Genomic DNA, 23532 nt, shown 5'->3' with positions numbered 1-23532 from the left:
TGGGCAGTAGGCTGCGATGTGCCGTCACTGGCTGTTTTGCGCCAGAAGCGGAAGTCGGAACGGACGTTGTTGATGGCCGATTTTGGGGCGATTTCATGACCGTACGCTTCCAAGAGCGCTCCAGAAAGCAGATAAGCTTTTGTAGGTAGTTGGCTTGACCTCGCCCGGCCTCCCCATTTCTGGTAACTGCCGCCGTTTAGGGGAGGTCACTTGGCTAGGTACAATTCACGCTCAAGCCTCACGATTGCCCGCCGTTCCATAATTTTCGTATAACTCTAGGCAAGCGCGTCACGGGGACTAGATCAGATTGTAGCGGTCAGAGAAGTTGCGACCGGCGGCAGGGTAGGCAGAAGTGGAACACCAGCGGCATTAAATGCCGTGGTGCACGCGCACAAGATATTATTGAACTCAGTATCGCTCGCGATTGAACCATCAGGGCATATAGTGATCCTGATATCCCCCTTGCATGCTTGTGGCTTAGTTGCCAACGGAAACGCATAAACGTTCAAAAAGTGCTTCAGTCTGCTTTCCAGTGCAGCATCATTGTAAAGTCTCCGCACTGAGCGCTCACTGGGGTTGAAGAGGTTTGTGCATATCCTCTGACATCCTAGTTCGTTGAGACGATCCATAGTTTCGAATGCTGGATGACTTCGACCGCCAGCTGATATAACTGCTATTCCACCATTCGCACCTCCGAAGAAATCGGCTAAGGTTTCAGGAGAGTTGTCTAGGTGCGAGCCGTGATGTGGCAGCTTCACTACATCCGATGTGATCGAAGCACCAATTTTTTCCCGATATCGTCTATGCGAGATCCAGTTTTCGTTGGTGGCGTCGCCCCCCAAAATTACCTTACGCCCAGCGTAGTTGACTTGGATCGCTACACTCACCTCATTGTTGTCCACTGCTGTAAAGCTTTCCGGATTAAGCACAGCTTGAACAATACTTCCATTCATAGCTTTGGGCGGGCCGATTCCGTAAAACGCAGCAGTTCCGAACCCTGAGATCCCAAGTCTGTCGAAATCGCCGGATACCTGAAGCCAGTTTTCAGGTAAGAAATGGTCCTTCGCATACTGCAAAATTTCCACAAACTCTAAGTGACGGCTCGCAATCTCCTCGTCATCGCCACGCTCCGCAAGCTGCAACACCTTTTTAGCGTACTTTTTTAGGCGCTCCTGGTCGGTCAAAAGTGATGATAGTGGAAAGGTGAGAAACGACCGTATCTTACCCTCGTAATGCCTGAGAACATCAATTATGCCGGTAAAATGATCTGCGTCGGGATGGGTGATGCACACGAATTCAAGTTCTTCTACCCCCAGAGATTGAAGTTTATGAAGCGCAGGAGATTTTCGCGTTGAAGTTCGGTTGCAATCAATAAGTCCGAAGCTTCGTTCGCAATCAGCTACGAACTCAGCAATTATGCAATCTCCATTTTCGACGTTCAGGAAGTGGAGGTGGAGCATTACAGGCTTTCGGCCCACTCCATCATCGCAGAGAAGCGTTTACGAAGATCAGCAGAAAATTCTGACTTCTTTTCCCGACGTTCGATCTTAAGCGTAGAGTATCGCGCCTCCTTATCCACGCGCACTGATATCGGGGTGCCAACGTATAAAACATCACATGGGCACAACTCCACCGGTATTTGAAATTCGACCGTGTCACCACTCGGTGCCGCACTAACTACAATAAAGGTTTCACCAACGCTCTTGACGGTGGCCTCAAGTTTTTCGATCTTTTCGTTGGCAGACGTCTTCGTCGGCTCCGCCACGGCGCGGCGTACCGGTTCGCGGCGTTCGTATGAAATTCCATCAAAAGCTATGTTGGCGGAGGTCGCGTTTGTGGCGTCACCATAGCCTAAGCTAAAGCAGTCCTCAGGGAATTTGAAGTCTGGAACACTGGCTTGGCGGCGACGCGTCGGGGCTTCCCAACCTTTAACCCAAGTCATGCTATTGCGCATCTTCTCACCCCCGGTTTGCATAGTCAGCAACGACAAGCAGGTCCCGAACATATGGTTCCTTTGCTTTGATCCATCGCCGCAGATTGGTGCCCTTAAAATTGATATTATGTTGGTAGATGTCAATATCGGCTGCGAACTCATGGGGCGTAATCTTGCCACCACCCCCGTCCAAATCGCGCTCTAAAAACTGCACTATGTCGTTCTCGTTGCCTGGGCCTGAATGCAACCGAAATTGGATGTCATGATCGAAGCTACCCACTATGACCATCGCGGCATCGGCAATGCTTAACGGCGTTCGCAGACCATCTGGCACGATGGTCTCATAATACCTATTCGCCACATTCTTACGGTGGTCAATGAAATTCTTGGTTGATCCTCCGGCCATAAAAAGGCGGACACCTACCCTATTGAAATTCCGAACCTCAAAACGCGAAATAAGTTCTTCTAGCGTTTCGCTGCAAATATTAAGGTACTTACCTTCAACAAATTCTTCGAAGCTAAGCCCTTCATCAAAATCGACGTTCCCACTGATAGCGTTGGTGTCAACGCTGAAGTTCGCACCCGCCCGAGTTCGCCCCTTAGACAAATCGCGCACTGCGTTGATTTGATATACGACGTTCGTCGGGCCCACTATTTCCCAGAAATTTTTGGCTACATTCAGAATCGTCTGGGTAATAGTGCCTGGATGGTCGGCAAACTCGTATTTTTGATCAAAGTCGACCCTGAAGATCGCTTTATACAACAGCACCATGAGTGGCCCTATATCCTTGGTGAGTAGCCACATTGGCATCTTTGTGTGAACATTTCAATAAGTCGGGCCAGGACAACCCAGCACCATAAAAAAGCGAACGCTTTAAACTGATAGCGAACGCGTCATCTCGCTGCCTAACAGAGCACCTGTTGCGGCCGGCGTTGCCTCCCCTGAGCCAACGCCTTATTCCTTGCAATTGCTGAAGCGGACAAGACGATTGCGCGGCTCTATAAAACACTGGTGAAGTCAAAACGGGTTGCTGCCTTGGCATCGCAGGTACCAAACAGTTCAATGAAGCTCAGCCCACCCCCCCTCCCCCCCGCCAAAGCCCCTCCCGCACCAACTCATCCTGCGTCAACCTGATCGCCTGATCCAGAATCTCCCGCATCCGGTCGATTTCGCTGCGCTCGATCACCAGCGGCGGGCTCATCACGCACATATGGATCAGCGGTCGCACCAGCAGGCCGAGGTCCTGGCAGTGGCGGTCGATGCGTTTGCCGACTTCGAGGTCGAGCGCCAGCGGGTTGTTGCTGACGTGATCGGCCACGCATTCGACGCAGGCCATCAGGCCAAGCCCGCGCACTTCGCCCACCAGCGGCAGCGCTTCCAGCGTCTTCAGGCTTTGCTGGAAATAGGGCGCCACTGCGCGGGCGTGATCGAGAATGCCGCCTTCGAGCAGGTCGAGATTGGTGTTGGCGACGGCGCAGCCGATCGGGTGGCTGGAATAGGTCAGGCCATGGGCGAACATGGCGTCCGAATGGTTGGAGCGGCGCAAGTCTTCGAACAGGCGCTCGGCGATCATCACGCCGCCGAGCGGGAAATAGCCTGAGGTGACGCCCTTGGCGAACGTAATCATGTCGGGTGTGACGCCAAACACCTGCTCGGAAGCGAAGACATGGCCGAGCCGGCCGAAGGCGGTGACCACTTCATCGGCGATGAACAGGATGTCATGCTCAGTGGAAATGGCGCGCATGCCTGCGAGATAGCCGTCCGGCGGCACGATCACCCCGCCCGAGGCCATGATCGGCTCGGCGATGAAGGCGCCGATCGTGTCTGCGCCTTCCCGGGCGATGAGATCCCGGAATTCCTGCAGCAGATGCGCGCAGAACGCCTCGACCGTCACGCCCGCGGGACGGCGGAAGGGATTGGGGCAGGAAAGCTTCGACACCTGCTCGCTGGCGCTATCCATCCAGTCATGGTCGCGTGGGCGGCCGTTGAGCGAGGCCGAGAGATAGGTCGAGCCGTGATAGGCCCCCTCTCTGGAGACGATCCGCTTCTTGCCCGGCCGGCCCAAAACATTGTTGCGGAACTGCATGAAGCGCAGCGCCGTCTCCACCGCAGACGAGCCGCCGGTGGTGTAGAACACGTGCTGCAGGCCCTCCGGCGCATGGCCGGCGAGACGCCCGGCGAGCTCCGCCGAGGGATCATTGGTGGTGTACCAGGGCGAATTGTAGGACAGCGCCATGGCCTGCTTCGCCATCGCGTCGACGATCTCGCGCCGGCGATGGCCGACATTGACGCACCACATGCCGGCGGGACCATCGATCAGGCGGCGACCGGCATGATCCGTCACATAAATGCCGTCGCCTTCGAGAATACGCCCGCGCGCCTCCGCGCCGATCGAGCCGGACACCGGCCAGGGCTGCACGAGATGATCCCGGGCCAGGCGATCGGCAGGATCTTCCGCCGCATACGCATCTTTCACGACCGCCGCCATATCAGCACCTCCCGGGTTAAGCCTCTCTGAGCACGGCGCAATTCGGATTATTTTGAATGTCCGTTCAATCAATATTTCAGATTTTCCGCTTGATTTCAATCCTGATTCCGGCATTGTTGACGACAACATGCCACGAGACACAAAAGGCATAGGGGAACTGGGAATGGGAATGACACATCTCCGCCGCGGGAACGCGGACGATGCCGGCTGAACCGCGCGCGACTTCCGCAACGGGCGGAGACTGGCAATTGTCGAGCCGCGCCGCCGGCCTGCTGCTGATCTCGCCGACCGTTCTCTACGCGCTGGCGCTGCTGGCGCTGCCCATCCTCATCGTCCTGCTCTACAGCGTCTGGAGCCAGGATTACCTGACCATCGACAAGACCTTCACGCTCGCCAATTACACGACGGCGCTGACCGATCCGATCTATCGAGACCTGCTGTCACGCTCGCTGGTCATCTCGCTCGCCACCAGCGCGATTACCGTTGCGATGTCCTATCCGATCGCCTGGTACATTTCCTTTCATGGCGGCTATCGCAAGAACCTGCTGCTGTTTCTCGTCACCATCCCCTGTTGGACCAGCTATCTGCTGCGCGTCATGGCCTGGAAGGTGATCCTCGGCTATAAGGGCGTGTTGAATGGCGGGCTGATCAGCCTCGGTCTGATTGACCAGCCGCTGACCTCACTGCTCTACAACGCCAATTCGGTGCTGATCGCGCTCGTTCATTCCTGGGCCGCCTTCGCCATCATCCCGATCTTCGTGTCGCTGGAAAAGATCGATCGTTCCTTGCTCGAAGCCTCGCGCGATCTCGGCGACAGCCGCTTCAAGAGCTTCCTGCGCGTCGCGCTGCCTTTGTCCATGCCCGGCGTGATCTCGGCCTTCCTGATCGTGATGATCCCGACCGTCGGCGATTACGTGACGCCAAAACTGGTGGGCGGCAAGGAAGGCGTGATGATCGCCGCCGCGATCGAGGCGCAATTCGGCAAGGGCAACAATTGGCCGCTTGGCGCAGCGCTCTCGGTCACCACCATGATCGCGGTATCGCTGAGCGCCGCCTTCGTCGTTGTCTTGCTGAAATTGCTGGCGCGGAGGATCCGATGAAGAGCGTCAGGCTGCCTTTCCTGTCGATCTATCTGGTCGTCTATCTCGTCTTTCTCTATGCGCCGATCCTGGTCATCCCGGTGTTTTCCTTCAATACGGCGGCGGCGCCGACCCTGCCGCTGAGCGGCTTCACGCTGAAATGGCACGAAATGGTCTGGGGGAACGCGCAGATGTTGCGCGCCGCCCTCAACAGCCTGATCGTCGGACTGTCGGTGTCGCTGCTCACCACCACACTCGGCGTTCTCGCGGCCCGGGCGCTCAGCCGCCATCGTTTTCCGGGGCACAAGGCGGCCAGCGGGCTGATCATGGCGCCGCTGTTTCTGCCTGAGATCATCGTGGCCGTGTCGCTGCTGACGATCATCCTGTCGCTCGGCTTTTCCGCCTCGCTGATTGCGGTAATCCTCGGCCATACCGTCTTCTGTCTGCCCTACGCTATGTCGGTGCTGACGGCTGGCTTCCAGAATCTCGATCCGTCGCTCGAAGAGGCGTCGCGCGATCTCGGCGAAACGGCGTTCGGCACCTTCCGGCGGGTGATCCTGCCCGTGGTGTCGCCGGCGATCCTCTCCAGCCTGCTGGTGTCCTTCACCATTTCCTTCGACGAGTTCATCCTGGCCTTCTTCCTGTCCGGCTCCGAGCCGACCTTGCCCGTCTATATCTGGGGGCAACTTCGTTTCGCCGCGCGCCTGCCGGCCGTGCTGGCGCTGGGCTCCATCATCCTCGTCCTGTCGATCGCGCTGCTCGCGATCGCCGAAATCCTGCGCAAGCGGGCCGAAGACCGACTGACCGCCATGGGAGCGCCCTGATGCAAACTGACATGATCGAGATCCGGCAGGTCAACAAGAGCTACGGCATCTACAAGGCGTTGATCGATATCGATCTCACCATCGCCAGCGGCGAATTCTTCTCGCTGCTCGGCCCGTCCGGTTGCGGCAAGACCACGCTTTTGCGCTCCATCGCCGGCTTTGAGCATCCCTCATCCGGCGAGATCCGCATCGACGGCGAGGAGGTGAGCGCGCGGCCGCCCAATCACCGCCCGGTCAATATGGTGTTCCAGAATTACGCGATCTTTCCGCATCTCGATGTCGCCGACAATATCGCCTATGGCCTCAAGCGCCTGCGGCTCGATCCCATGGAGGAAAAACGGCGGATCGGCGAGGCGCTGGAACAGGTCCGGCTCGGCCCGCTCGGCAAGCGAAAATCGCATGAACTCTCCGGCGGTCAGCGCCAGCGTGTGGCGCTCGCCCGGGCGCTGGTGCTGCGCCCCAAGGTGCTGCTGCTCGACGAACCGCTGTCGGCGCTCGACAAAAAGCTGCGCGAGGAAATGCAGTTCGAACTCCGGCAATTGCAGAAAACCGTCGGCATCACCTTCGTGCTGGTCACCCATGACCAATATGAGGCTTTGGCGATGTCGGACCGCATCGCGGTGATGTTCGATGGCCGCATCGCCCAGGTCGCCACGCCCAAAGAAATCTATCAACGCCCCCTCACCCGCCGCATCGCCGCCTTTCTCGGCGGCATGAATTTCCTCGCCGCCGACATCGTCGCCGATCAGGGCGCGGAACTCGTGGTGCGGACGGCCAAGTTCGGCGAGACACGGCTGGAAAAGCCGCGTGGCTTCCAGGCTGAGGGCGGCAGGGCCATGATCGGCATCCGCCCGGAACGGCTGCGCATCCTGTGGGAGGGCGATACGGACGCCCATAGCCTTTCGGCGCGGGTGATCAACCGCGCCTATTTCGGTGAGATCACCCATCTCGACGTCGCCATCGAGGGCCTTGCGCAGCCTGTCACGCTGATCGAGACAAACGCCTTCGGCGCCGACGATCTGCCTGTCGGCGCAGAGGTCCGGTTGGCCTATGATCCCGACGGATTTGTGCTTCTGGGCGATGACGCGTCGCAGTCGCGCTGAGCAGAGCCAGAAAGATCAGAGGCCCAAGCGCTTTCGCACCGTTTCTGCGGTCGCGATCCAATCCGCGCCCATGTGATAGGCCCTGAGAGCGTCGAGCGGGTCTTCATCATCCAGCCGCGAGCAGATCCTGTAGATCTCCAAGACCCCAGCCGACATGTCGCCTTGAAGATGAAAATGCATCGCCGCCGCATAACGCGCCCGCCCCGACCATTCCACGCCGGTCGGGGTCAGGATCTGACGCCAGAAATCGAGATCATCCTCCGCCATTGTTGACCCTAGGTCAGCGAGGGCGGGGTGGCGGAGCGGCGGGGCAGCTTGATGAAGGGACGTGGCACGATCTTCACGCTTTTCATCACCTTGGTGTAGCCGAGTTCATTCAGCGCATAGATTTCCGCCCAGAGATCGCCGGTGATCTCGGCGCCATAGGGGCGACGCAGACTTGCGATCGCAATGGTCTTCTTGACAAGCGGCGACCAGACTGAGGCGGTGATCAGGCCCGCTTCCTTCTTCTTGCGGTGATAGATGAGCGCCAGCGGCGCCGGCGTATTGCCGTCGATTTCAAGCCCCACCAGCACATGCTTGAGCGTTCTGTCGCGGCGGGCGGCGAGAATGGCGCGGCGGCCGTTGAAGTTGGGCTTGTCGAGATCGACCATCCAGTCGAGGCCGATCTCGTCGGGCAAACGCAGCCGGTCCTCCCGCAACGCCGTCTCCGCCGTCACGAAATCGGCATTGGCGACGATGAAGCCCGCCTCGATGCGGGTGCGGTTGAGCGCGTGATAGCCGATGGCGCGCAACCGATGGCGATCCGCCTGTTCCCAGAGCCGATCCCAGAGCGACAGAGCAAGGTCTGAAGGGCAAAACAGCTCATAGCCGAGATCGCCGGTGAAGCCGGTGCGTGAGATGAGCACATCGCGGCCAGCATGGGAAAAGCTGCCGATTTCGAAGGGCTTCAACCGCTCGACGCCTGAAAAGCCGGCGTCGGACAGCAGTGCAAACGACGTCGGTCCCTGCAGCGCGAGGCCCGCCACAGCAGTGGTTTCATCCTCGATCACGACATCGAAGCCGACGGCGCTGTCGAGCAGCCAGGGAAGATGCCGTTCCTGCGAACACAGGCGGAAATCCTGTTCTCCCAGCCGAAACAGCGTGCCGTCATCCAGGACATGGCCAAAATCATCGCACCAGGCGGTGTAGTGAACCCGCCCCGGCTTGAGCTTGCGCACGTCGCGCAGGGTCAGACGGTTGAGAAAAGCCTCGGCGTCGCGCCCGCGAATGCGATATTTGGTCATCGGCGAAATGTCGAACAGCGCGGACGTCGAACGGATTGCGAAATATTCCAGTTCCTCGTCGTCGATCGATCCGGGCGCCTTGAAGCCGGACCATGAATACCAGTCATTCTCCATCGACAGGGCTTCAAGCCGGGGGAGGAAAGGCGTCGGCTCCAGATTGACGAGCGCATGGCCACGGCTCCGCGCCAGGGCGTTCTGCGAAAGCGCCTGTGTCATCGCACGCCTCCTTTGGACAGGATATGCCGGGCGGCATTGTAGCCCGGAAGACCGGAAATCCCTCCGCCCGGATGCGATCCCGCGCTGGCCAGGAACAGGCCCGAAACGGGCGTGTCGTAACCGGAAGCGCCGTAAGCTGGTCGGTTGAACAGCATCTGATCCACCTGCAATTCCCCATGATGCCAATGCCCACCGGGCATCGCATAGATCTGTTCGATATCGGGCGGAACGAGAAGCTCCGCGGCGAGCACGGAGGATTTCAGCCCCGGCGCATGGGCCTCGAGCCGGTCGAGGGCGCGGTCGAGAAACGCCGCGCGCCCTGTCTCCCATCCCTGCTTGAGCGCATAGGGCGCGAACTGGATGACGGCGGACAGGCTCGCCTTGCCCTCCGGCGCCATGGAGGGATCGCTGACGCTGGGCAGCACGATTTCCATCACGGGCTCGGGGGAGAACTCGCCATATTTGGCCGGGTTGAACGCCCGTTCCACCTGATCGATCGATGGCGCGATCACCAGCCGCCCCGACAGATCTTCTTGCGCGACGCCGGCGAAATCCGGAATACGATCGAGCGCGAGATGCAGTTTGGCGGCATCGCCCTTGCTGCGGATGTTGCGGATTGCGGTGGACAGGCCCGTGTCGACCTCTCCGGGCGGCAGCAGGCCGCCGAACGTCACGCCGGGATGAATGGCCGAGACGATGACCGGCGCAACAAGCCTTGCGCCGTCGGCAAGTTCTACGCCGGTCACGCCGTCCGAACTTATCAGAATGCGGCTGACCCGCGCCCCGCTTCGCAGATCTGCTCCGTGTGACTTCGCTGCCCCGACGAGCAGATCCGTCACCGCGCCTATCCCGCCCTTCGGCACGATCTGTCCGCCGGCCGCGCCCAGGCTTTCGCCGGCCAGCCGGTAATAGAGCCCCATCAGCGAGGTCGGCGATCTCGGGCCGAGATGAACGCCGAGCGTGGCGTCGAAGGCCAGCAGCCCTTTCAGCCTGTCGTCGGTCAGATGCTCGTCGAGGACATCGGCGACATTCATCAGCAACATCCGGGCGAAGTCACGCCCGAAATCGCGGCCATGCCGAAGCAGCGACAATCCCGCCAATCCGAAATCAACGATATCGCCAACCGCAAACTTGCCCGGCATCGGCGGTCGCCGCGCCTGAAAGCGCTTGAGAATTCCCGCCTGCGACAGCAACAGCGCCCGCAATTCTGCGAATTTGCCTGCCTCTGCGTCGCTCACGCCTCGCAAGCGCGCGCCATAGGCGCCGTCGAGCATGACAGCCTCGCCATCGGCGCCCAAGGCGACAGTCGACGCCAGCCGACTTCCTAGCCGCGAGAGATCGAGACCCAGCGCCCGCTCGACTTCGGGCGCAAGCCGGTTGAGAAGATGGGCGGGGCCGCTGACCCGAAAACCCGGATGGAACTCGCGGGTGACGGCGCCGCCGCCGAACCGGTCGGAGGCCTCAATGCAGACGGTGCTGCGCCCTGATTTCGCCAGCATAGCCGCAGCGACCAGGCCGTTATGGCCGCCGCCGATGATGATTGCGTCATAGGATGTCATGGGCCGGGCTCATATGAGTGCGGGGCAGTTTAAGATCGCGCAGCACTTCGGCTGCGGCATTGTAGCCGGGCGCGCCCATCACGCCGCCGCCGGGATGGGTGGAGGAGCCGCAGAGATAGAGCCCTTTCACCGGACTGCGATACTGCGCGTATCCGGGCACCGGGCGGTTGAACAACAGTTGGTCAAAGGTCAGTTCGCCTTGGAAGATATTGCCTTCCGTCAGGCCGACTTCCGCTTCCAGTTCCCTCGGCGTCCGAACCTCCATATGCAGGATACGGTCGCGGAATCCCGGTGAATAATCGGCGATCTGCGAGATCACGGTTTCGGCGAAAGCGTCGCGGTCGGCGTCGGTCCAGTCGCGCCCTTCCACCTTGGGTGGGCAATACTGCACGAAACAGCTCATGAAATGCTTGCCGGGTGGCGCCATGGTCGGATCGAGCGTGGTCGGGATCATCGCGTCGAGGAAGGGATCTGCCGACCAGCGCCCGTCTTTCCAGTCGTCATAGGCGCGTTCGATCCGCTCGACCGTGTCGGTGAAATGAAGATCACCCTTGATCGCATGACAGCCCGGCGGCAGCGCGGGAAAGTCCGGCAGGCCATCGAGCGCGATATTCACCTTGCCCGACGAGCCGCGCATCTTGAAATGCTTGACGCGATGCACGAAGCGCTCCGGAAGCTCCTTCTCGTCCACGAGTTTCAGGAATGTCCGCTTGACGTCGGCGTTGGAGAGAACCAGCCGGCCCCTCACCTCATCGCCATTGGCGAGCGCCACGCCTTCCGCTTCGCCATTGCGGATGATGACCTTGTCGACTTCCGCGCCGGTGCGGATGTCTCCGCCGGCGGCCTGGAAGGAGGCCGAAAGCGCCTGGGTGATCGCGCCCATGCCGCCGCGCGCATAACCCCAGGCGCCGACGGAGCCGTCGACTTCGCCCATATAGTGATGCAGCAGTACATAGGCCGTGCCCGGCGACATTGGCCCGAGGGCCGTGCCGATGATGCCGGAGATCGCCAGATAGGCTTTGACGACCTCGGTCTCGAAATATTCGTCGAGAAAATCGGAGATCGACATGGTCCAGAAACGCGTCGTCCGAGCAAATTCCGCGGCGCTCATATCGCCGACCTTGCGGGCGAGAAACAGCAATTCGCCAATATCGCGTGGCCGGAACGAGAAGGGATCGGGCGCCGTCCGCATCAACAACGGCTGGATGAAACGGCACTGCCGGGTCACATCACGGGCGTAGCGGTCATAGGCCTCGGCGTCGCGGGCGGAATAGCGGGCGAATTCCCGCCGATGGCGGTGATGATCGCGATAGGAGGAGAGATAGCCGCCGTCCCGCGTCAGCACAGCGCCGCCTTCATAGGCGACGATCTGCAGGCCGAAGCGCGGCAGTTCGAGATCGCGCATGATCTCGGGCCGGAACAGCGAGCAGACATAGGAACAATTCGAGTAGAACACCTCGTCGGCCAGCTTGCGCGACGTGGCCGCGCCGCCCACCCAGTCATTCTTCTCGACAACAGCGACCTGAAGCCCCGCCCGCTGCAGATAGCAGGCTGCGACAAGGCCATTATGGCCGCCGCCGATCACCACGACATCATATTTCTTCATCAGCATCCCCACCGAAGTGATCAAAAAGATGCATGAACGCCATAGGCTTGTCCATATATTTTGAATGATCATTCAGCAAGCATCTTGCAAAGCCATGAAATCGCGCTAAGATTTTTAATGAAACAGGGATCGGGGCCAAAACCGGAATGAGCCGCTTGCAGCATGCGCATATCCTGAGCATTCGCGGCGCGTCCACCGTTCAACAGTCGGCGCGCTGCGCCGCTTTCGCGCATCGGCTTGACAGAAGACCCGCTTATGCGCCTCAGATGGCGGGATACAACATTCCGGCCCGCGCCGTGCGCGCCGCCGGCGCAGCGCGGACGAAGAGAATGGATACTGCCGAGCCGATGGCGGGCGAAAAGAAGAGCCGCAAGGCTTCCAAGGAAATACGCAAGCAGCAATTGATCGAGGCAACGATCGATTCGCTGGCCAAACGCGGCTATGCCGAGACGACGCTCGCCAATGTCGCCGACGGGGCGAAACTGTCGCGCGGCATCGTCAACTTTCATTTCGAAAGCAAGGAAAACCTGCTGATCGCCACGCTGCAATTCATGGCGGACGAATATGCGCAGCATTGGTCGGCGGCTCTGGAAAAGGCCGGCCCCAGCGCCGCCGAGCGGATGTGGGCGCTGGTGGCGGCGGATTTCGACCGCCGAATGACCACCAAGCGCAAACTCGCCGCCTGGTGCGCTTTCTGGGGCGAGGCCAAGTCACGGCCGACCTATCAAGCGCTCTGCGGCGCGCGCGATCTCAAATATCAGCGCACCTTCGAAGAGCTCTGCGCCGAGATAAAGCTCGAGGGCGGCTACGGCTATGACGCGGAAGCCGCGGCGCTCGCCATCTGCTCGTCGATGGAAGGTCTGTGGCTCCGTCTGATGATGAGTGACGGTCTCACGCGCGAGGCGGCGCACAAGGCGGCGATTGAATGCATTATCGGCTTCTTCCCCAAGCATATTGGCAGGGAAGGCCCCATCAACACATAATCGTCAAACCAGAGAGAAAAGGCGGAACAGCATGCTGACATCACTTCGCAGAAATGGGCTCTTGGCCCTCGCATCATCCGCCCTCCTCCTGTTCGCCTTGCCGGCGTCCGCAGCCAATCTCACCGTGTTCGACTGGTCGGGCTACGAAGACCCTGCCTTTCACCCCGCCTATACCGCCAAGCATGGCGACGAACCGGATTTCACCTATTTCGGAGACGAGGAGGAAGCTTTCCAGAAGCTTCGTTCCGGCTTCAAGGCCGATCTCGCCCATCCCTGTTCGCAAAGCGTGGCGAAATGGCGCGACGCCGGTCTTTTGGAACCCTTGGATACCTCCAAGCTTGCCAACTGGAACGATGTCCTACCCGGAATCGCGGCCATGAAGGATCTGATGACATCGTCCGACGGCAAGGCATGGTTCATGCCCTTCGAATGGGGCAATTCGCTGATGATCTACCGGACTGACACCGTGAAGCCCGAAGACATCGCCTCGCTCAAGGCCTTCGCCGATCCCAAGTTCAAGGATCGGATCTCGATCGGCGACAATGTCGACGACGCCTATGCGCTGGCCAGCCTCGCCATCGGCCTCAAGGACTGGTCCAAGATGACCGACGCGCAGTTCACGCAGGCGTCCGCCTTCCTGCGCGAGGTGCATAAGAATGTGCGGCTCTACTGGACGGAGAACACCGATCTCAGCCAGGCCATGGCGAGCGGCGAAGTCGATCTCGCCTGGGGCTGGAACGAGACGGCGACGACGCTGGAGAAAGACGGCCAGCCGGTGGCGACCAACGCCAATCCTGCCGAGGGCCACTCCACCTGGGTTTGCGGCTATGTAAAGCTGAAGGGCAGCGAGGCTCCGGCGGAAAACGCCTATGATTTCCTCAACGCCGTCAGCAATCCCGACATCGCCGCCTATCTCGTCGATTCCTGGGGCTATGGTCACGCCAACGCCAAGGGCATGGCGGCGGTCGATCCGGCCATTCTCAAGGCGAAGGGCTATGCCGATGTCGGCAATTTCGTCGCCAACACGCTGTTTCAGTCGCCCTTGCCGATCGCATTGCGCGAGAAGATGATCGCCGAATTCGAGAAGATCAAGGCGGGCTATTGATCGAGTCAGCCTGAGGCCCTCGATCGGATTACGGTTAGTCTCGGCCCGTCGTCATGTCGCCGGAGTGGAATCTCCGCCTGTAGTCGGCGGGCGTCAGCCCGACGATCCGCAGAAAAATCTTCCGGAAAGACGCCGGGTCACGATAGCCGCATTCCCAGCCGATCTGGTCGATGCTGGCGGCGCTGGTCTCCAGCCGCCGTCGCGCCTCCGCAACGCGCATCTGCTGGCAATATTCGATCGGTTTCAGGCCCAGCGCTTTCTGAAAGCGCCGCAAAAACGTCCTCGGCTCAAGCCCGGCAACGCCGGCCATTTCCTCTACGGAAACATCACGTGAAAGCATGCTATCAAACCATTGCTGCGCCTTCAGAATATTCGGATCGCCATGGCCCCGGCTCGGCCTGAAATCGCTGTAATAGCGCTGCTCACGCCCTGGCGGATCGATGAGCAGGAAGCGCGCGGTCTCGATCATCGCTTCGGCGCCGAATAGCCGCTCGACGATGAGTAGGCCGAGATCGGTCCACGCCATCAGGCCGCCTGCGGTGATGATGTCGCCCGCCGTCACCAGCAACCGGTCCGGCTGGAGCGCGATGTCGGGAAACATGGCGCGGAAGTCGTCGACCAGCGCCCAATGCGTGGTTGCCGGCTTGCCCTCCAGCAGACCTGCGCGCGCCAGAAGGAATGCTCCGGCGCAGACCGACGCCAGGATCGCTCCCTCCTCGCGTTGAGCCCGAAGCCACGGCAACAGCGGCGCGAATTCGTCACCGACCGGCGGCTCTCCCCGGCTGGGCGGCAAGAGGATCGCTGTCAGCGGAGTTTTTGCAAACGTCTCATCCGCTCCTTCCGTCAGCATCACGCCGGTCGCGACATCGAAGAGGAGACGGCTGACCACCAGTTGCGGCGCAACTTCCGGGCGCCGCGCGGCCAACAACTCCTCAGCCACGTCGAAAAGATCGGCAAGCCCGAGGGCTGCCGACAGCTGTGCCCCTCTATAGGTAACGATGCCGATATGCACCACGCCATGCCGTCTCATCTGTCCGAATTGCCCCTTGGATTGTCAGTTCCGCCAATGGCAATCTGCGCCGTCGCGGCTAAATTCGCAAGTGGAACAGCATAAGGAGACTTCCATGAGCAAGACCGCGCTGATCGTGATCGATCTTCAGAACGACTATTTCGAAGGCGGGAAATTCCCGCTCCACCAGACGGACGTCGCCGCCGCCAATGCGGCGCGCCTGCTCGACGCAGCACGGCGCAAGGGCGATCTCGTGGTGCATGTGCAGCACATCTCGGCCGAAGCCGACGCGCCTTTCTTCGCTCCTGGCACGGTGGGCGCCGAGATCCATGCGACCGTCGCGCCGAAAGAAGGCGAGCTCAAGATCATCAAGCAGCAGATCAACGCTTTCCTCGGCACCGATCTCAAGACCAAGCTCGATGAAGCGGGCGTGGACGCGGTGACGATCGCCGGCGCCATGAGCCATATGTGCGTCGACGCCGCCACCCGCGCGGCCTCCGATTTCGGCTATTCGGTCACGGTCGTCCATGATGCGACCGCAACGCGTGATCTCGAATTCAACGGGGAGATCACGCCGGCTGAGAAGGTGCAGACCGCGATGATGTCGGCGCTTGCGTTTGGCTATGCTCAGGTCGTATCGACCGACGCCTATCTCGCCGCCTGACGCACAAGCGCGGGACCCGAGTTTCCTCGGGCCCGCGCATCTTTCAGAAACCTTCGAGCACGATCTTACCCTTGGAACGACCGCTTTCGATGCGCGCATGCGCATTCTTCAGATTGACGGCATTGATCGGCGACAACACCTCGGTGACTGTCGTACGAATACGGCCTTCATCTACGAGACGCGCCACCTCGCTCAACAATTCCCCCTGCCGCGCCATGTCGGTCGTCTGAAACAGCGAACGGGTGAACATCAGCTCCCAGTGGATCGACACCGATTTCCGCTTGAAGCCCATGATGTCGAGCGCCTGGGGATCGTCGATCAGGCCGAACCGGCCCTGTGGCGCGATCAGGTCCACGACATCCGTGACGTGGCGGTGTGTCTCGGTGGTCGAGAAGACGAAGGACGGCGCGCCAAGTCCCAATGCCGCGATTTGCGGCGCAAGAGGCCGGCTGTGATCGACGACGTGATGGGTGCCGAGTTCCTCTGTCCAGGCGCGAGTCTCCGGCCGGGAGGCAGTGGCGATCACGGTGAGATCGGTCAAAGCGCGAACCAGCTGGATTGCGATCGAGCCGACGCCGCCGGCGCCGCCGATGATCAGGATCGCGGGCGCGCCACCCGGCGCCGGCTGGTGGATATCGAGACGATCGAACAGCATTTCCCAGGCGGTAATCGCCGTCAGCGGCAGTGCGGCGGCCTCGGCGTTGCTGAGCGTCGCGGGCTTTCGACCGACGATCCGCTCATCAACGAGATGAAACGCGCTGTTCGAACCCGGCCTTGCGATCGAACCCGCATAATAGACCGCGTCGCCGATGTCGAACCCGGTGACGGCTCCGCCTTTGTCGACCACGCGTCCCACGGCGTCCCAGCCCAACACTTTCCACTGACCTGCCTCCGGCGTCGCCGAGCGGCGGACCTTCGTATCGACGGGATTGACGGATACGGCCGCGACTTCGACCAGAAGGTCTCGACCCTCGGGTTCCGGACGCGGAATCTCGATGTCGATCAACGCGTCGTCCCGATCGATGGGTCCTGCTTGCTGATAGCCGATGGCTTTCATGATCTGCTCCTCGAAAGGTGGTTGTGCAGCGCGATATCTGCGCCTACTCTCATTGAGAGACAATACGAACAAATATCGCATATAGTGTCATAAAGGATACCGTTATGGCGAAGGTCCGTCACTCACGTTTCGATTGCAGCCCCGGTTGCTCTGTGTAAGCGGCGATCGCGCTGATCGACGGCAAATGGAAATCGGTAATCCTGTATCACCTGATGAGCGGGACCCTGCGCTTCAATGCGCTGAAACGGCATATTCCAGGCGTCACCCAGCGTATGCTCACCAATCAATTGCGTGAACTGGAGGAAGACGGGCTCGTCATCCGCAAGGTCTATGCGGTGGTCCCGCCCAAGGTGGAATATTCGCTGTCGCCGCTCGGCGAGTCCATGACACCCATTCTCTGCGCGTTGAAAGACTGGGGCGACGCCAATATCGGCCGCTTCGGCAAGCCGCTGCGCGATGTCGATATCCATATCGAAGAGCAGGTCGCCTGAAGCACACGGCCGCGCTTGACGCCCAGCCGGACGGGACCTAGATCCTGAGAACATGAAGATTGCCTTCTATGCGCCGCTTAAGCCTGTCGACCATCCTGTCCCCTCGGGCGACAGGTTGATGGCGCAACTTTTGCTGACGGCGCTGGAAAAACTCGGCCATCGAGTCTCAGTCGCGTCCCCGCTGCGCGCCTATCTGAAAGAACCGGACGCCGAAACCTATGCCGATCTCCTCCAAAGGGCGTCTGCGGAACGCGATCGTCTGGCCGAAATATGGCGCGAGAGCGGGCCACCTGATCTCTTCTTCTGCTATCACCCCTATTACAAATCGCCCGACATGCTCGGCCCATTCCTTTGCCAGGAGTTCGGCATGCCCTATGTGACGGCGGAAAGCTCCTATTCGGCGCGCCGAAATATCGGGATCTGGGCGGCTAGCCAGACACTGGCGCGAGACGGAGTGGATCTTGCCGCCGTCAATATCTGCTTTACCAGCCGTGACCGGCAGGGATTGACCAATATCTCTCCCGCCGCCGTAACCGCAATGCTGCCTCCCTTTCTCGATCCGAGGCCTCCCCTTGTAGTCACGAAGACGCCGGAGCGCGGGCGGCTGCTCACCGCAGCGATGATGCGCGATGGCAACAAGCTGGAAAGCTATCTGATGCTGGCCGCAGCGCTTCACCAGCTCGGCGATCTCGACTGGCGGCTCGACGTGGTCGGCGATGGCCCGATGCGCCACGTCATCGAAGATACGTTTGCACCATTCCCGCCGGGGCGCGTCGTGTTCCACGGCTTGAAGAGCCGTGAAGATCTGGCGGAGATGATGGCGCGCGCCTCCATTTTCCTGTGGCCTGGCTGCCGGGAGGCCTATGGCCTCACCTATCTCGAAGCTCAGGCGGCCGGCCTGCCGGTGGTCGCGCAGAATGACGGGGGCGTGCCGGAGGTGGTGATCGGCAACCAGACCGGCCTATTGACGGAACCGGGCGATCTCCGCTCCTATGCTTCAGCGATCCGCCTGCTGTTGACCGACGAGACGAAACGCATGGCCCTGGCGAATGGAGCCGCGCGCTTTGCCCGAGAAGAGCGTTCCTTCGAAACCGCCTGCGCGCGCCTCGGGCGTATTCTCGAAACCCATGTTTGCAAGGCCTGACCGATGAGCTCCTGGACCGCGCTGAACGACGAACTCTCGATCTGGGCCGATACGGGTCGCATGGCGCCGTTCTGGATCAGGGACGACGACGCCGTTGAGCCGAGCCCTGCGTTGGAACGGCTGATCAGCTTGACGGCGAATGGAGGCATCCCCGCCACGCTCGCCGTGATTCCCGAACACACCGGCGACGCGCTCGCGACGCGACTGGCGGCAACAACCAGCCTTTCGGTCGCCGTCCACGGTTGGTCGCACCGCAACTACGCGGGAAAAGGCGAGAAAAAGCAGGAATTAGGGTTACACCGACCGCAGCGGGATGTGCTGAGCGAACTTGCGGCAGGCCTCGACAAATTGCGCGCTCTTTATCCTGATCGAGCGGTGACGATGCTCGTGCCGCCCTGGAACCGCATATCAGGCGAACTCGTCGCGGAACTCTCCACAATCGGCTTTTCGTCGCTCAGCGTTTTTGGTCGAGAAAAGGACGCGCCGATCCGGCTCATCAATACCCATGTCGATCTGATGGACTGGCATGGGACGCGAGGTGGACGCGATGACGCGCCGCTATTGGCGGAAATCGTCGCGCGGCTGCAAACATTACGCGAGGGCAAAGGGGAGATGGGCTTCCTGACCCACCATCTCGTGCACGACGAAAAGGCTTGGACCTTTCTGGCCCGGTTGATCGAGACCGTTGAAAAGCACCCCGGCGCGGCTTGGGTCGATCCGCTGGCTCAATAGACGCCAGACGCCTTAGACGTCGATGACCTGTCCTTCCCAGACTGAAAACGCGCCCTGGAAGTTCTCCGCCGCCATATGATCGATTGCCCTTAGCGCCTTGTCGGTGCGCAGCGGCGAATGATGGATGAAGCCGACACGCTCGGCGCCGGCGGCGCGCGCCAACCGTATGCCATGCTGCCACGAAGAATGACCATAACCGACATAAGTCGGCATTTCCTCGTCGGTATAGCTGGTGTCATACAGGAAGAGATCCGCGCCCTCTATCAGCGCCAAGACCTCGGGATCGAGAACGCCTGGCACATGCTCGGTGTCGGTGATGATGGCCACCACCCGACCGTGCCATTCCACGCGATAGCCGATCGAGCCGCCTGGATGATTGAGCATGGCGGTGCGAATCGTGACGCCCGGATAGGGCTGCAGGACGTCATGCGGCAAGAAATCACGACAGTTAAGAGTGGCGCGGCAAGCCTTCGCCTCGATTGGGAACCATGGCGGTCGAATGAATTCCGTGATCATGTCACGGGTGGTCATTTTCCCGCAGCTATGTCCCGACCACACGGTCACCGAGGAACGAGGATCATAGATCGGAGAAAAATATGGAAGACCGATGATATGGTCATAATGGCAATGGCTGAAAAACAGATGACATTCGGCCGCGCCTTCGGCGAGAAGGGCTTTGCCTGCGGGCAGGATTCCAGAGCCGGCGTCAAAGATTAGTCGGTGGTCACCGCATTGCAGTTCGATGCAGATCGTGTTGCCGCCATAGTGCTGGAATTCCGGCCCCGATACAGGCAGGCTGCCGCGAACGCCCCAGGCGCGCAGTCTGAACTTGGTGTCCGCCGCTCCGCGCCGAAAATCATCCAGGTCGCCGCCCGGCCGACAATCCAGTTTTCTGCCGACGAAATTCGCTATTGCCATTCGTAAGCATTCCCTTTTCCCAGTTCCGGGGAGGCTAGCGCATAAAATTGGCGAATGCGAGCATAGATCATGTTGTTCCGCCCGCCTTACGATAATCTCATGCGGTTAATGAACGCTTTTGATCTGGCTGCGCGCCTCCGTCAGCTCCGTCGTCGTCCTGTTGAGACGATCCGCCAGCACGCGCATGATTTCGATGGCCATATCGGGATAGTCCGCGATCAATTTCAGGAACACATCCTTGCGGATACGCAATGCCTCCATGGGCGCGGAGGCGCGCACGGTCGCGGTGCGAGTAATGTCGCACAAAATTGCGATTTCGCCGACGATGGTGTTGTAGGCCAGTTCCGCAACCTTGATTTCTCCATTGGGAGAATCGGTCAGGATGTCGGCGCGGCCCGAGAGGATCACATAAGCAGCGTCTCCCGCGTCGCCCTGATGGAACAACTCTTCGCCGGCGCGATAAGTCAACCTATCGGACGCAAAGGCCAAAAGCTTCAGCTTCGACGGCGCGACCCGCGAAAACAAAGTCACCTGCCTTAAACTCTGTACTTCGTCCTGTAACATCATGGCTCCCTTCACGGATGCGCGGTTAGCATCAGAGCATGAACGCTTTTATGACACAAGCTCCCTGAAAACGCCGTTATTCTGCATAAGCGCATCATGGGTTCCCTCCTCCACAAGTTTCCCCCGGTCAAAAACGAGAATTCGGTCAAACAACGTCGCCATCGACGTGTCCGACAGAACCCAGATCACGGTCGGCCGGTCTCCCCGCTCGTCAAAAAGTTTCAGCACATTGCGCAGGATCTGGTTCTTCAGCCGTCCGTCCAGGCTGGCCAAAGGCGCGTTCAACACGTAGCAAGTGGATCGGCGGATCAAGGCGCGGGCGAGATTGAGCTTCTGGCGCTGCACCATGGTCAGCCTGCGGCCGCCCGCCCCGACATTGTAATCCAGCCCAATCGACAAAACCTGTTCATAGAGCCCGAGAGAGTGCAGAAGTTCCGCCAGAATCTTGCGGATGCGCTCGGCGCCGTCGGGATGCTGATGGCTGATGCGACCGACCAGGACATTGTCCATCAGATTGGCGGCCAGCATGAATTTGTGGGGGTCATATCTCTCGAGCGAACCTGCCAATTCCTTCGGAAGACCGGAATAGAATTGATGGCGCGCCTCGACGATGCGCGCCATCAATTCGCGCGTCAGGAGACCAAAACGATGCCGCGGCTCGATGTAGAAGAAACTCAACCTGAGGATCTGGACCCGATCGTCATCGGCGACGTCTTCGAAACGCTTGCCCCGAAGGCGCTGCAGGAGTTGCTGATATTCCGGCACCTCGTCGGCGTTCATGAACGTCAACTGCTGGAAGAACGGGTGATCGGGCGGCAAGTCCCCGAACAGATCAACCGCGTTCTCCGCGATCGCAAAGCCCATCTTGTAGAAAGTCAGGTCGAGACCGGTGCTGCGCATGAAGGAGAGGAAATACTTGTTCCTCCTGAGCGCGGGGCCATTCATTTCGGGTCCGATGGCCGTGCCGAACAGCAAGTTTTCGCCCACCGTCGCCTCGGTGTTGTAGCTGTCCGGCTCGAAATAGACGACCAGGTCCTTCAGTCCGTTCTGCTCAAGTTCCTGACGCAGCGCCCTGCGGATATCGACGATGCGCTCGGCGACATCGGGATATCGCGCCGGATCCACCGTGGTGCGGATCGCAAGATCGAGAATATCCTTCGACAACTGCACGGTGTCGAGAATTTCGGCGACCTGCGCGGCGAGATCATCCGGACCGCTGGCGCCGGCGGCGCGATAGTCGACCCAGTCACTATTGATGTCGTAGAGTGGATTACCTGCCTGCCTGGCCTCGGCGAGCGCCCATTTGCGATGCTTTGCGGCTTCGTCGTCATAGACGGCTTCGGCCAGTGGCGCGTGCTTGAGCCCATAAAGCAGATTGTCCCGCAGCGTGCCCTGGAACATATAGGCGTCAGCGCCTGCATAGGTGATGTGACGACCGGTCACAGACTCCGGCAGGATGCGGATGTCTTCGCCGCCGAAAAGAATGCGGCCTGAGGTCGGCCAGAGGATTCGTCCGAGAGCTTCGGCCAAAGCCTCGCCGCCAGCAGCGGCGGAGCCCACCAACGCCACGGCTTCACCGGGATGGACGGTCGTCGATACTCCCGTCAGCAGTTGCGCGCCGCTATCGTCGGAGAGCGAAAGATTGGCGGTGGCGATCGATGCGTCTGATAGCGGTTCGGTGCTCAAGACAAGCTTTTGGATCTCCGGCTCCAGCATATCGTCGACGGAAAACTGCTCGACCACCTGGACATATTTAACCTGCACATCCTGACGCGTCTGGTCCCAATCGATGAGCTCCTTCAGCGGACCGGGCAGATCCTTGTAGGCGCTGATCACCGCAATCAGCTGGCCGACATCGAGCTGTCCTTTGAGCGCCAGATAGCCGCCGATGGAATAAAACAGGAAGGGTGTTACAGAAGCGAGGAAATTATTGATGAATTTGACCAGGAACTTCCACTGGTAGAGATCGTAGCGGATCTTGAAGATCTTGCCCAGCCGCTCGGCGACATCCGCCCGCTCGTAGTTCGACGTATCATAAGAGCGGATCGTATTGATGCCGTCGAAGATTTCGCTGACGCGGCCGGACAATTCCCGCGCGGTCAATTGCCGCTCCCGGCCCAGCACCAGAAGCCGGCGGCGCATGCGCGGAATGATGAAGCCCTGGATGCCCACCATGAAAGCGGCAACGATCCCGAGCCATAAATTCTGCACCAGAATAAAGGCAAGCGCCGTCAAGGCCTGGCCGCCGAGCATGGCGGGCGACACGAAGGCGTCGCCGGTGAAACCACCGAGAGGCTCCACCTCATCCTTGATCATGCTGGCGACTTCCGCGCCCTTGACCCGCTTGAACTGGCCTGGCGGAAAACGCAGCACTTTGTCGACAAGATCAAAGCGGATGCGGCGCAGCAGCCGCTCGCCAAGGCGACCCTTATAGGTGTTGATATAGAGCTTGAAGAGCCCGTTGATCACCACCAGGAGCAGGAAGACAAGACTGAGCGCGAACAGCATCGACATCCGGTCGAGCTCAACGCCCGGAAACAGGGTGACTTCGCCAATGTATGGCAGGTCGAAAGCGATGTGCATGAACATCTGCGTCGCCCCGGCGCCCTCGAAACCGTCGCCCTGGATCGGACCGTTCACGATCTGCTTCGGCAGGTCGAAAGAGAGGAAATAGGGCACCATGGACACCGCGACGACCAGCAAAATCCACAGCTGCTGCTTTCGGGTGTTGTTCCAGATATACGCGAGCAAGCCTTTTTCCATGGATGCT

The 23532-nt window shown here is 60.1% G+C and carries 22 protein-coding genes; 9 read left to right on the top strand and 13 right to left on the bottom strand.

What is annotated here, in order from left to right; all coding sequences use genetic code 11:
* Positions 1–302: 302 nt before the first annotated feature.
* The 4 genes from M2360_RS08740 to M2360_RS08725 form a co-directional block, all read right to left on the bottom strand.
* Complete coding sequence (locus M2360_RS08740; protein ID WP_280774476.1) at positions 303–1460, bottom strand: hypothetical protein; 1158 nt, start codon at positions 1458–1460, stop codon at positions 303–305.
* The gene (locus M2360_RS08735) at positions 1460–1954 is read right to left on the bottom strand and encodes a hypothetical protein (protein WP_280774474.1); all 495 of its coding nucleotides are present in this window, start codon (positions 1952–1954) and stop codon (positions 1460–1462) included. Before M2360_RS08735 ends, M2360_RS08740 begins: the two co-directional genes overlap by 1 nt.
* A 4-nt stretch (positions 1955–1958) precedes the next feature.
* On the bottom strand, positions 1959–2705 hold the full coding sequence (locus M2360_RS08730) for a hypothetical protein (protein ID WP_280774473.1): 747 nt from the start codon (positions 2703–2705) through the stop codon (positions 1959–1961).
* A 298-nt stretch (positions 2706–3003) separates the two neighbouring features.
* A complete protein-coding gene (locus tag M2360_RS08725) occupies positions 3004–4422 on the bottom strand; it encodes an aminotransferase (RefSeq protein ID WP_280774471.1) in 1419 nt (472 codons plus the stop codon).
* Positions 4423–4622: 200 nt separating this feature from the next.
* Here M2360_RS08725 and M2360_RS08720 point away from each other — a divergent pair, with 200 nt between their 5' ends.
* Genes M2360_RS08720 through M2360_RS08710 form a run of 3 tightly spaced genes read left to right on the top strand, consistent with a single transcriptional unit; the run spans position 4623 to position 7428 of the window.
* Positions 4623–5522, top strand: coding sequence for an ABC transporter permease (locus M2360_RS08720; RefSeq protein WP_280774470.1), 900 nt, complete (start codon positions 4623–4625; stop codon positions 5520–5522).
* Entirely contained in the window at positions 5519–6325 is an 807-nt protein-coding gene (locus tag M2360_RS08715; protein ID WP_280774468.1) for an ABC transporter permease, read from the top strand. The genes M2360_RS08720 and M2360_RS08715 overlap by 4 nt, the downstream gene beginning before the upstream one ends.
* Before the next feature lie 11 nt (positions 6326–6336).
* Positions 6337–7428: an ABC transporter ATP-binding protein gene (locus tag M2360_RS08710; protein ID WP_280774522.1), complete on the top strand. Its 1092-nt coding sequence runs from the start codon at positions 6337–6339 to the stop codon at positions 7426–7428.
* A gap of 15 nt (positions 7429–7443) precedes the next feature.
* Here M2360_RS08710 and M2360_RS08705 read toward each other — a convergent pair whose 3' ends face one another.
* Genes M2360_RS08705 through M2360_RS08690 form a run of 4 tightly spaced genes read right to left on the bottom strand, consistent with a single transcriptional unit; the run spans position 7444 to position 12095 of the window.
* The gene (locus tag M2360_RS08705; protein WP_280774466.1) at positions 7444–7695 is read right to left on the bottom strand and encodes a hypothetical protein; all 252 of its coding nucleotides are present in this window, start codon (positions 7693–7695) and stop codon (positions 7444–7446) included.
* A gap of 8 nt (positions 7696–7703) precedes the next feature.
* Complete coding sequence (locus tag M2360_RS08700; RefSeq protein WP_280774465.1) at positions 7704–8930, bottom strand: aminomethyltransferase family protein; 1227 nt, start codon at positions 8928–8930, stop codon at positions 7704–7706.
* The gene (locus M2360_RS08695; RefSeq protein WP_280774463.1) at positions 8927–10489 is read right to left on the bottom strand and encodes an NAD(P)/FAD-dependent oxidoreductase; all 1563 of its coding nucleotides are present in this window, start codon (positions 10487–10489) and stop codon (positions 8927–8929) included. The genes M2360_RS08700 and M2360_RS08695 overlap by 4 nt, the downstream gene beginning before the upstream one ends.
* Entirely contained in the window at positions 10476–12095 is a 1620-nt protein-coding gene (locus tag M2360_RS08690) for an NAD(P)/FAD-dependent oxidoreductase (RefSeq protein WP_137157786.1), read from the bottom strand. Before M2360_RS08690 ends, M2360_RS08695 begins: the two co-directional genes overlap by 14 nt.
* A 329-nt stretch (positions 12096–12424) precedes the next feature.
* Here M2360_RS08690 and M2360_RS08685 point away from each other — a divergent pair, with 329 nt between their 5' ends.
* Together M2360_RS08685 and M2360_RS08680 are read left to right on the top strand one after the other, a co-directional pair.
* Entirely contained in the window at positions 12425–13078 is a 654-nt protein-coding gene (locus tag M2360_RS08685; protein WP_280774520.1) for a TetR family transcriptional regulator C-terminal domain-containing protein, read from the top strand.
* A gap of 31 nt (positions 13079–13109) precedes the next feature.
* Positions 13110–14183 (top strand): ABC transporter substrate-binding protein, encoded by a 1074-nt coding sequence (locus M2360_RS08680; RefSeq protein ID WP_280774459.1) that lies wholly within the window; start codon positions 13110–13112, stop codon positions 14181–14183.
* 34 nt (positions 14184–14217) lie between these two features.
* Here the strand turns inward: M2360_RS08680 and M2360_RS08675 are convergent, their stop codons facing one another.
* Positions 14218–15213 carry a GlxA family transcriptional regulator gene (locus M2360_RS08675; RefSeq protein ID WP_280774458.1) on the bottom strand — a complete coding sequence of 332 codons (996 nt, stop codon included), beginning with the start codon at positions 15211–15213 and terminating at the stop codon, positions 14218–14220.
* Positions 15214–15307: 94 nt separating this feature from the next.
* On the opposite strand from M2360_RS08675, the gene M2360_RS08670 reads away from it, so the two are divergent.
* Complete coding sequence (locus tag M2360_RS08670; protein WP_280774457.1) at positions 15308–15856, top strand: cysteine hydrolase family protein; 549 nt, start codon at positions 15308–15310, stop codon at positions 15854–15856.
* 43 nt (positions 15857–15899) lie between these two features.
* Here the strand turns inward: M2360_RS08670 and M2360_RS08665 are convergent, their stop codons facing one another.
* Complete coding sequence (locus M2360_RS08665; RefSeq protein ID WP_280774456.1) at positions 15900–16913, bottom strand: zinc-binding alcohol dehydrogenase family protein; 1014 nt, start codon at positions 16911–16913, stop codon at positions 15900–15902.
* Positions 16914–17077: 164 nt separating this feature from the next.
* Between M2360_RS08665 and M2360_RS08660 the strand changes: the two genes are divergently transcribed.
* From M2360_RS08660 to M2360_RS08650, 3 genes are read left to right on the top strand one after another with little or no spacing between them, the layout of a single operon-like run.
* Positions 17078–17404, top strand: a complete 327-nt coding sequence (locus tag M2360_RS08660) for a winged helix-turn-helix transcriptional regulator (protein WP_280774519.1) — start codon at positions 17078–17080, stop codon at positions 17402–17404.
* Positions 17405–17456: 52 nt separating this feature from the next.
* Entirely contained in the window at positions 17457–18548 is a 1092-nt protein-coding gene (locus M2360_RS08655; RefSeq protein ID WP_280774454.1) for a glycosyltransferase family 4 protein, read from the top strand.
* 60 nt (positions 18549–18608) lie between these two features.
* Positions 18609–19280, top strand: a complete 672-nt coding sequence (locus M2360_RS08650; RefSeq protein WP_280774453.1) for a polysaccharide deacetylase family protein — start codon at positions 18609–18611, stop codon at positions 19278–19280.
* 12 nt (positions 19281–19292) lie between these two features.
* On the opposite strand, the gene M2360_RS08645 is transcribed toward M2360_RS08650, so the two are convergent.
* From M2360_RS08645 to M2360_RS08635, 3 genes are all read right to left on the bottom strand, one after another.
* Entirely contained in the window at positions 19293–20198 is a 906-nt protein-coding gene (locus M2360_RS08645; protein WP_280774451.1) for an MBL fold metallo-hydrolase, read from the bottom strand.
* A 105-nt stretch (positions 20199–20303) separates the two neighbouring features.
* Positions 20304–20765, bottom strand: a complete 462-nt coding sequence (locus M2360_RS08640; RefSeq protein WP_280774450.1) for a cyclic nucleotide-binding domain-containing protein — start codon at positions 20763–20765, stop codon at positions 20304–20306.
* A gap of 45 nt (positions 20766–20810) precedes the next feature.
* The gene (locus M2360_RS08635; RefSeq protein WP_280774448.1) at positions 20811–23525 is read right to left on the bottom strand and encodes an ABC transporter ATP-binding protein; all 2715 of its coding nucleotides are present in this window, start codon (positions 23523–23525) and stop codon (positions 20811–20813) included.
* Positions 23526–23532 lie beyond the last annotated feature (7 nt).

Source organism: Rhizobium sp. SG_E_25_P2 (genome assembly GCF_029892285.1).
Lineage (GTDB): Bacteria > Pseudomonadota > Alphaproteobacteria > Rhizobiales > Rhizobiaceae > Rhizobium_E.
This window is presented reverse-complemented; position numbering and strand designations above follow the sequence as displayed.

Excerpts from the sequence above, each read along its gene's own strand:
- M2360_RS08685 (WP_280774520.1), top strand. The coding sequence starts at position 12,425 with ATGGATACTGCCGAGCCGATGGCGGGCGAAAAGAAGAGCCGCAAGGCT.
- M2360_RS08690 (WP_137157786.1), bottom strand. The coding sequence starts at position 12,095 with ATGAAGAAATATGATGTCGTGGTGATCGGCGGCGGCCATAATGGCCTT.
- M2360_RS08700 (WP_280774465.1), bottom strand. The coding sequence starts at position 8,930 with ATGACACAGGCGCTTTCGCAGAACGCCCTGGCGCGGAGCCGTGGCCAT.
- M2360_RS08710 (WP_280774522.1), top strand. The coding sequence starts at position 6,337 with ATGATCGAGATCCGGCAGGTCAACAAGAGCTACGGCATCTACAAGGCG.
- M2360_RS08715 (WP_280774468.1), top strand. The coding sequence starts at position 5,519 with ATGAAGAGCGTCAGGCTGCCTTTCCTGTCGATCTATCTGGTCGTCTAT.
- M2360_RS08670 (WP_280774457.1), top strand. The coding sequence starts at position 15,308 with ATGAGCAAGACCGCGCTGATCGTGATCGATCTTCAGAACGACTATTTC.
- M2360_RS08655 (WP_280774454.1), top strand. The coding sequence starts at position 17,457 with ATGAAGATTGCCTTCTATGCGCCGCTTAAGCCTGTCGACCATCCTGTC.
- M2360_RS08725 (WP_280774471.1), bottom strand. The coding sequence starts at position 4,422 with ATGGCGGCGGTCGTGAAAGATGCGTATGCGGCGGAAGATCCTGCCGAT.
- M2360_RS08720 (WP_280774470.1), top strand. The coding sequence starts at position 4,623 with ATGCCGGCTGAACCGCGCGCGACTTCCGCAACGGGCGGAGACTGGCAA.
- M2360_RS08735 (WP_280774474.1), bottom strand. The coding sequence starts at position 1,954 with ATGCGCAATAGCATGACTTGGGTTAAAGGTTGGGAAGCCCCGACGCGT.
- M2360_RS08695 (WP_280774463.1), bottom strand. The coding sequence starts at position 10,489 with ATGACATCCTATGACGCAATCATCATCGGCGGCGGCCATAACGGCCTG.
- M2360_RS08740 (WP_280774476.1), bottom strand. The coding sequence starts at position 1,460 with ATGCTCCACCTCCACTTCCTGAACGTCGAAAATGGAGATTGCATAATT.
- M2360_RS08675 (WP_280774458.1), bottom strand. The coding sequence starts at position 15,213 with ATGAGACGGCATGGCGTGGTGCATATCGGCATCGTTACCTATAGAGGG.
- M2360_RS08640 (WP_280774450.1), bottom strand. The coding sequence starts at position 20,765 with ATGATGTTACAGGACGAAGTACAGAGTTTAAGGCAGGTGACTTTGTTT.
- M2360_RS08705 (WP_280774466.1), bottom strand. The coding sequence starts at position 7,695 with ATGGCGGAGGATGATCTCGATTTCTGGCGTCAGATCCTGACCCCGACC.
- M2360_RS08730 (WP_280774473.1), bottom strand. The coding sequence starts at position 2,705 with ATGGTGCTGTTGTATAAAGCGATCTTCAGGGTCGACTTTGATCAAAAA.
- M2360_RS08650 (WP_280774453.1), top strand. The coding sequence starts at position 18,609 with ATGGCGCCGTTCTGGATCAGGGACGACGACGCCGTTGAGCCGAGCCCT.
- M2360_RS08635 (WP_280774448.1), bottom strand. The coding sequence starts at position 23,525 with ATGGAAAAAGGCTTGCTCGCGTATATCTGGAACAACACCCGAAAGCAG.
- M2360_RS08665 (WP_280774456.1), bottom strand. The coding sequence starts at position 16,913 with ATGAAAGCCATCGGCTATCAGCAAGCAGGACCCATCGATCGGGACGAC.
- M2360_RS08645 (WP_280774451.1), bottom strand. The coding sequence starts at position 20,198 with ATGGCAATAGCGAATTTCGTCGGCAGAAAACTGGATTGTCGGCCGGGC.
- M2360_RS08680 (WP_280774459.1), top strand. The coding sequence starts at position 13,110 with ATGCTGACATCACTTCGCAGAAATGGGCTCTTGGCCCTCGCATCATCC.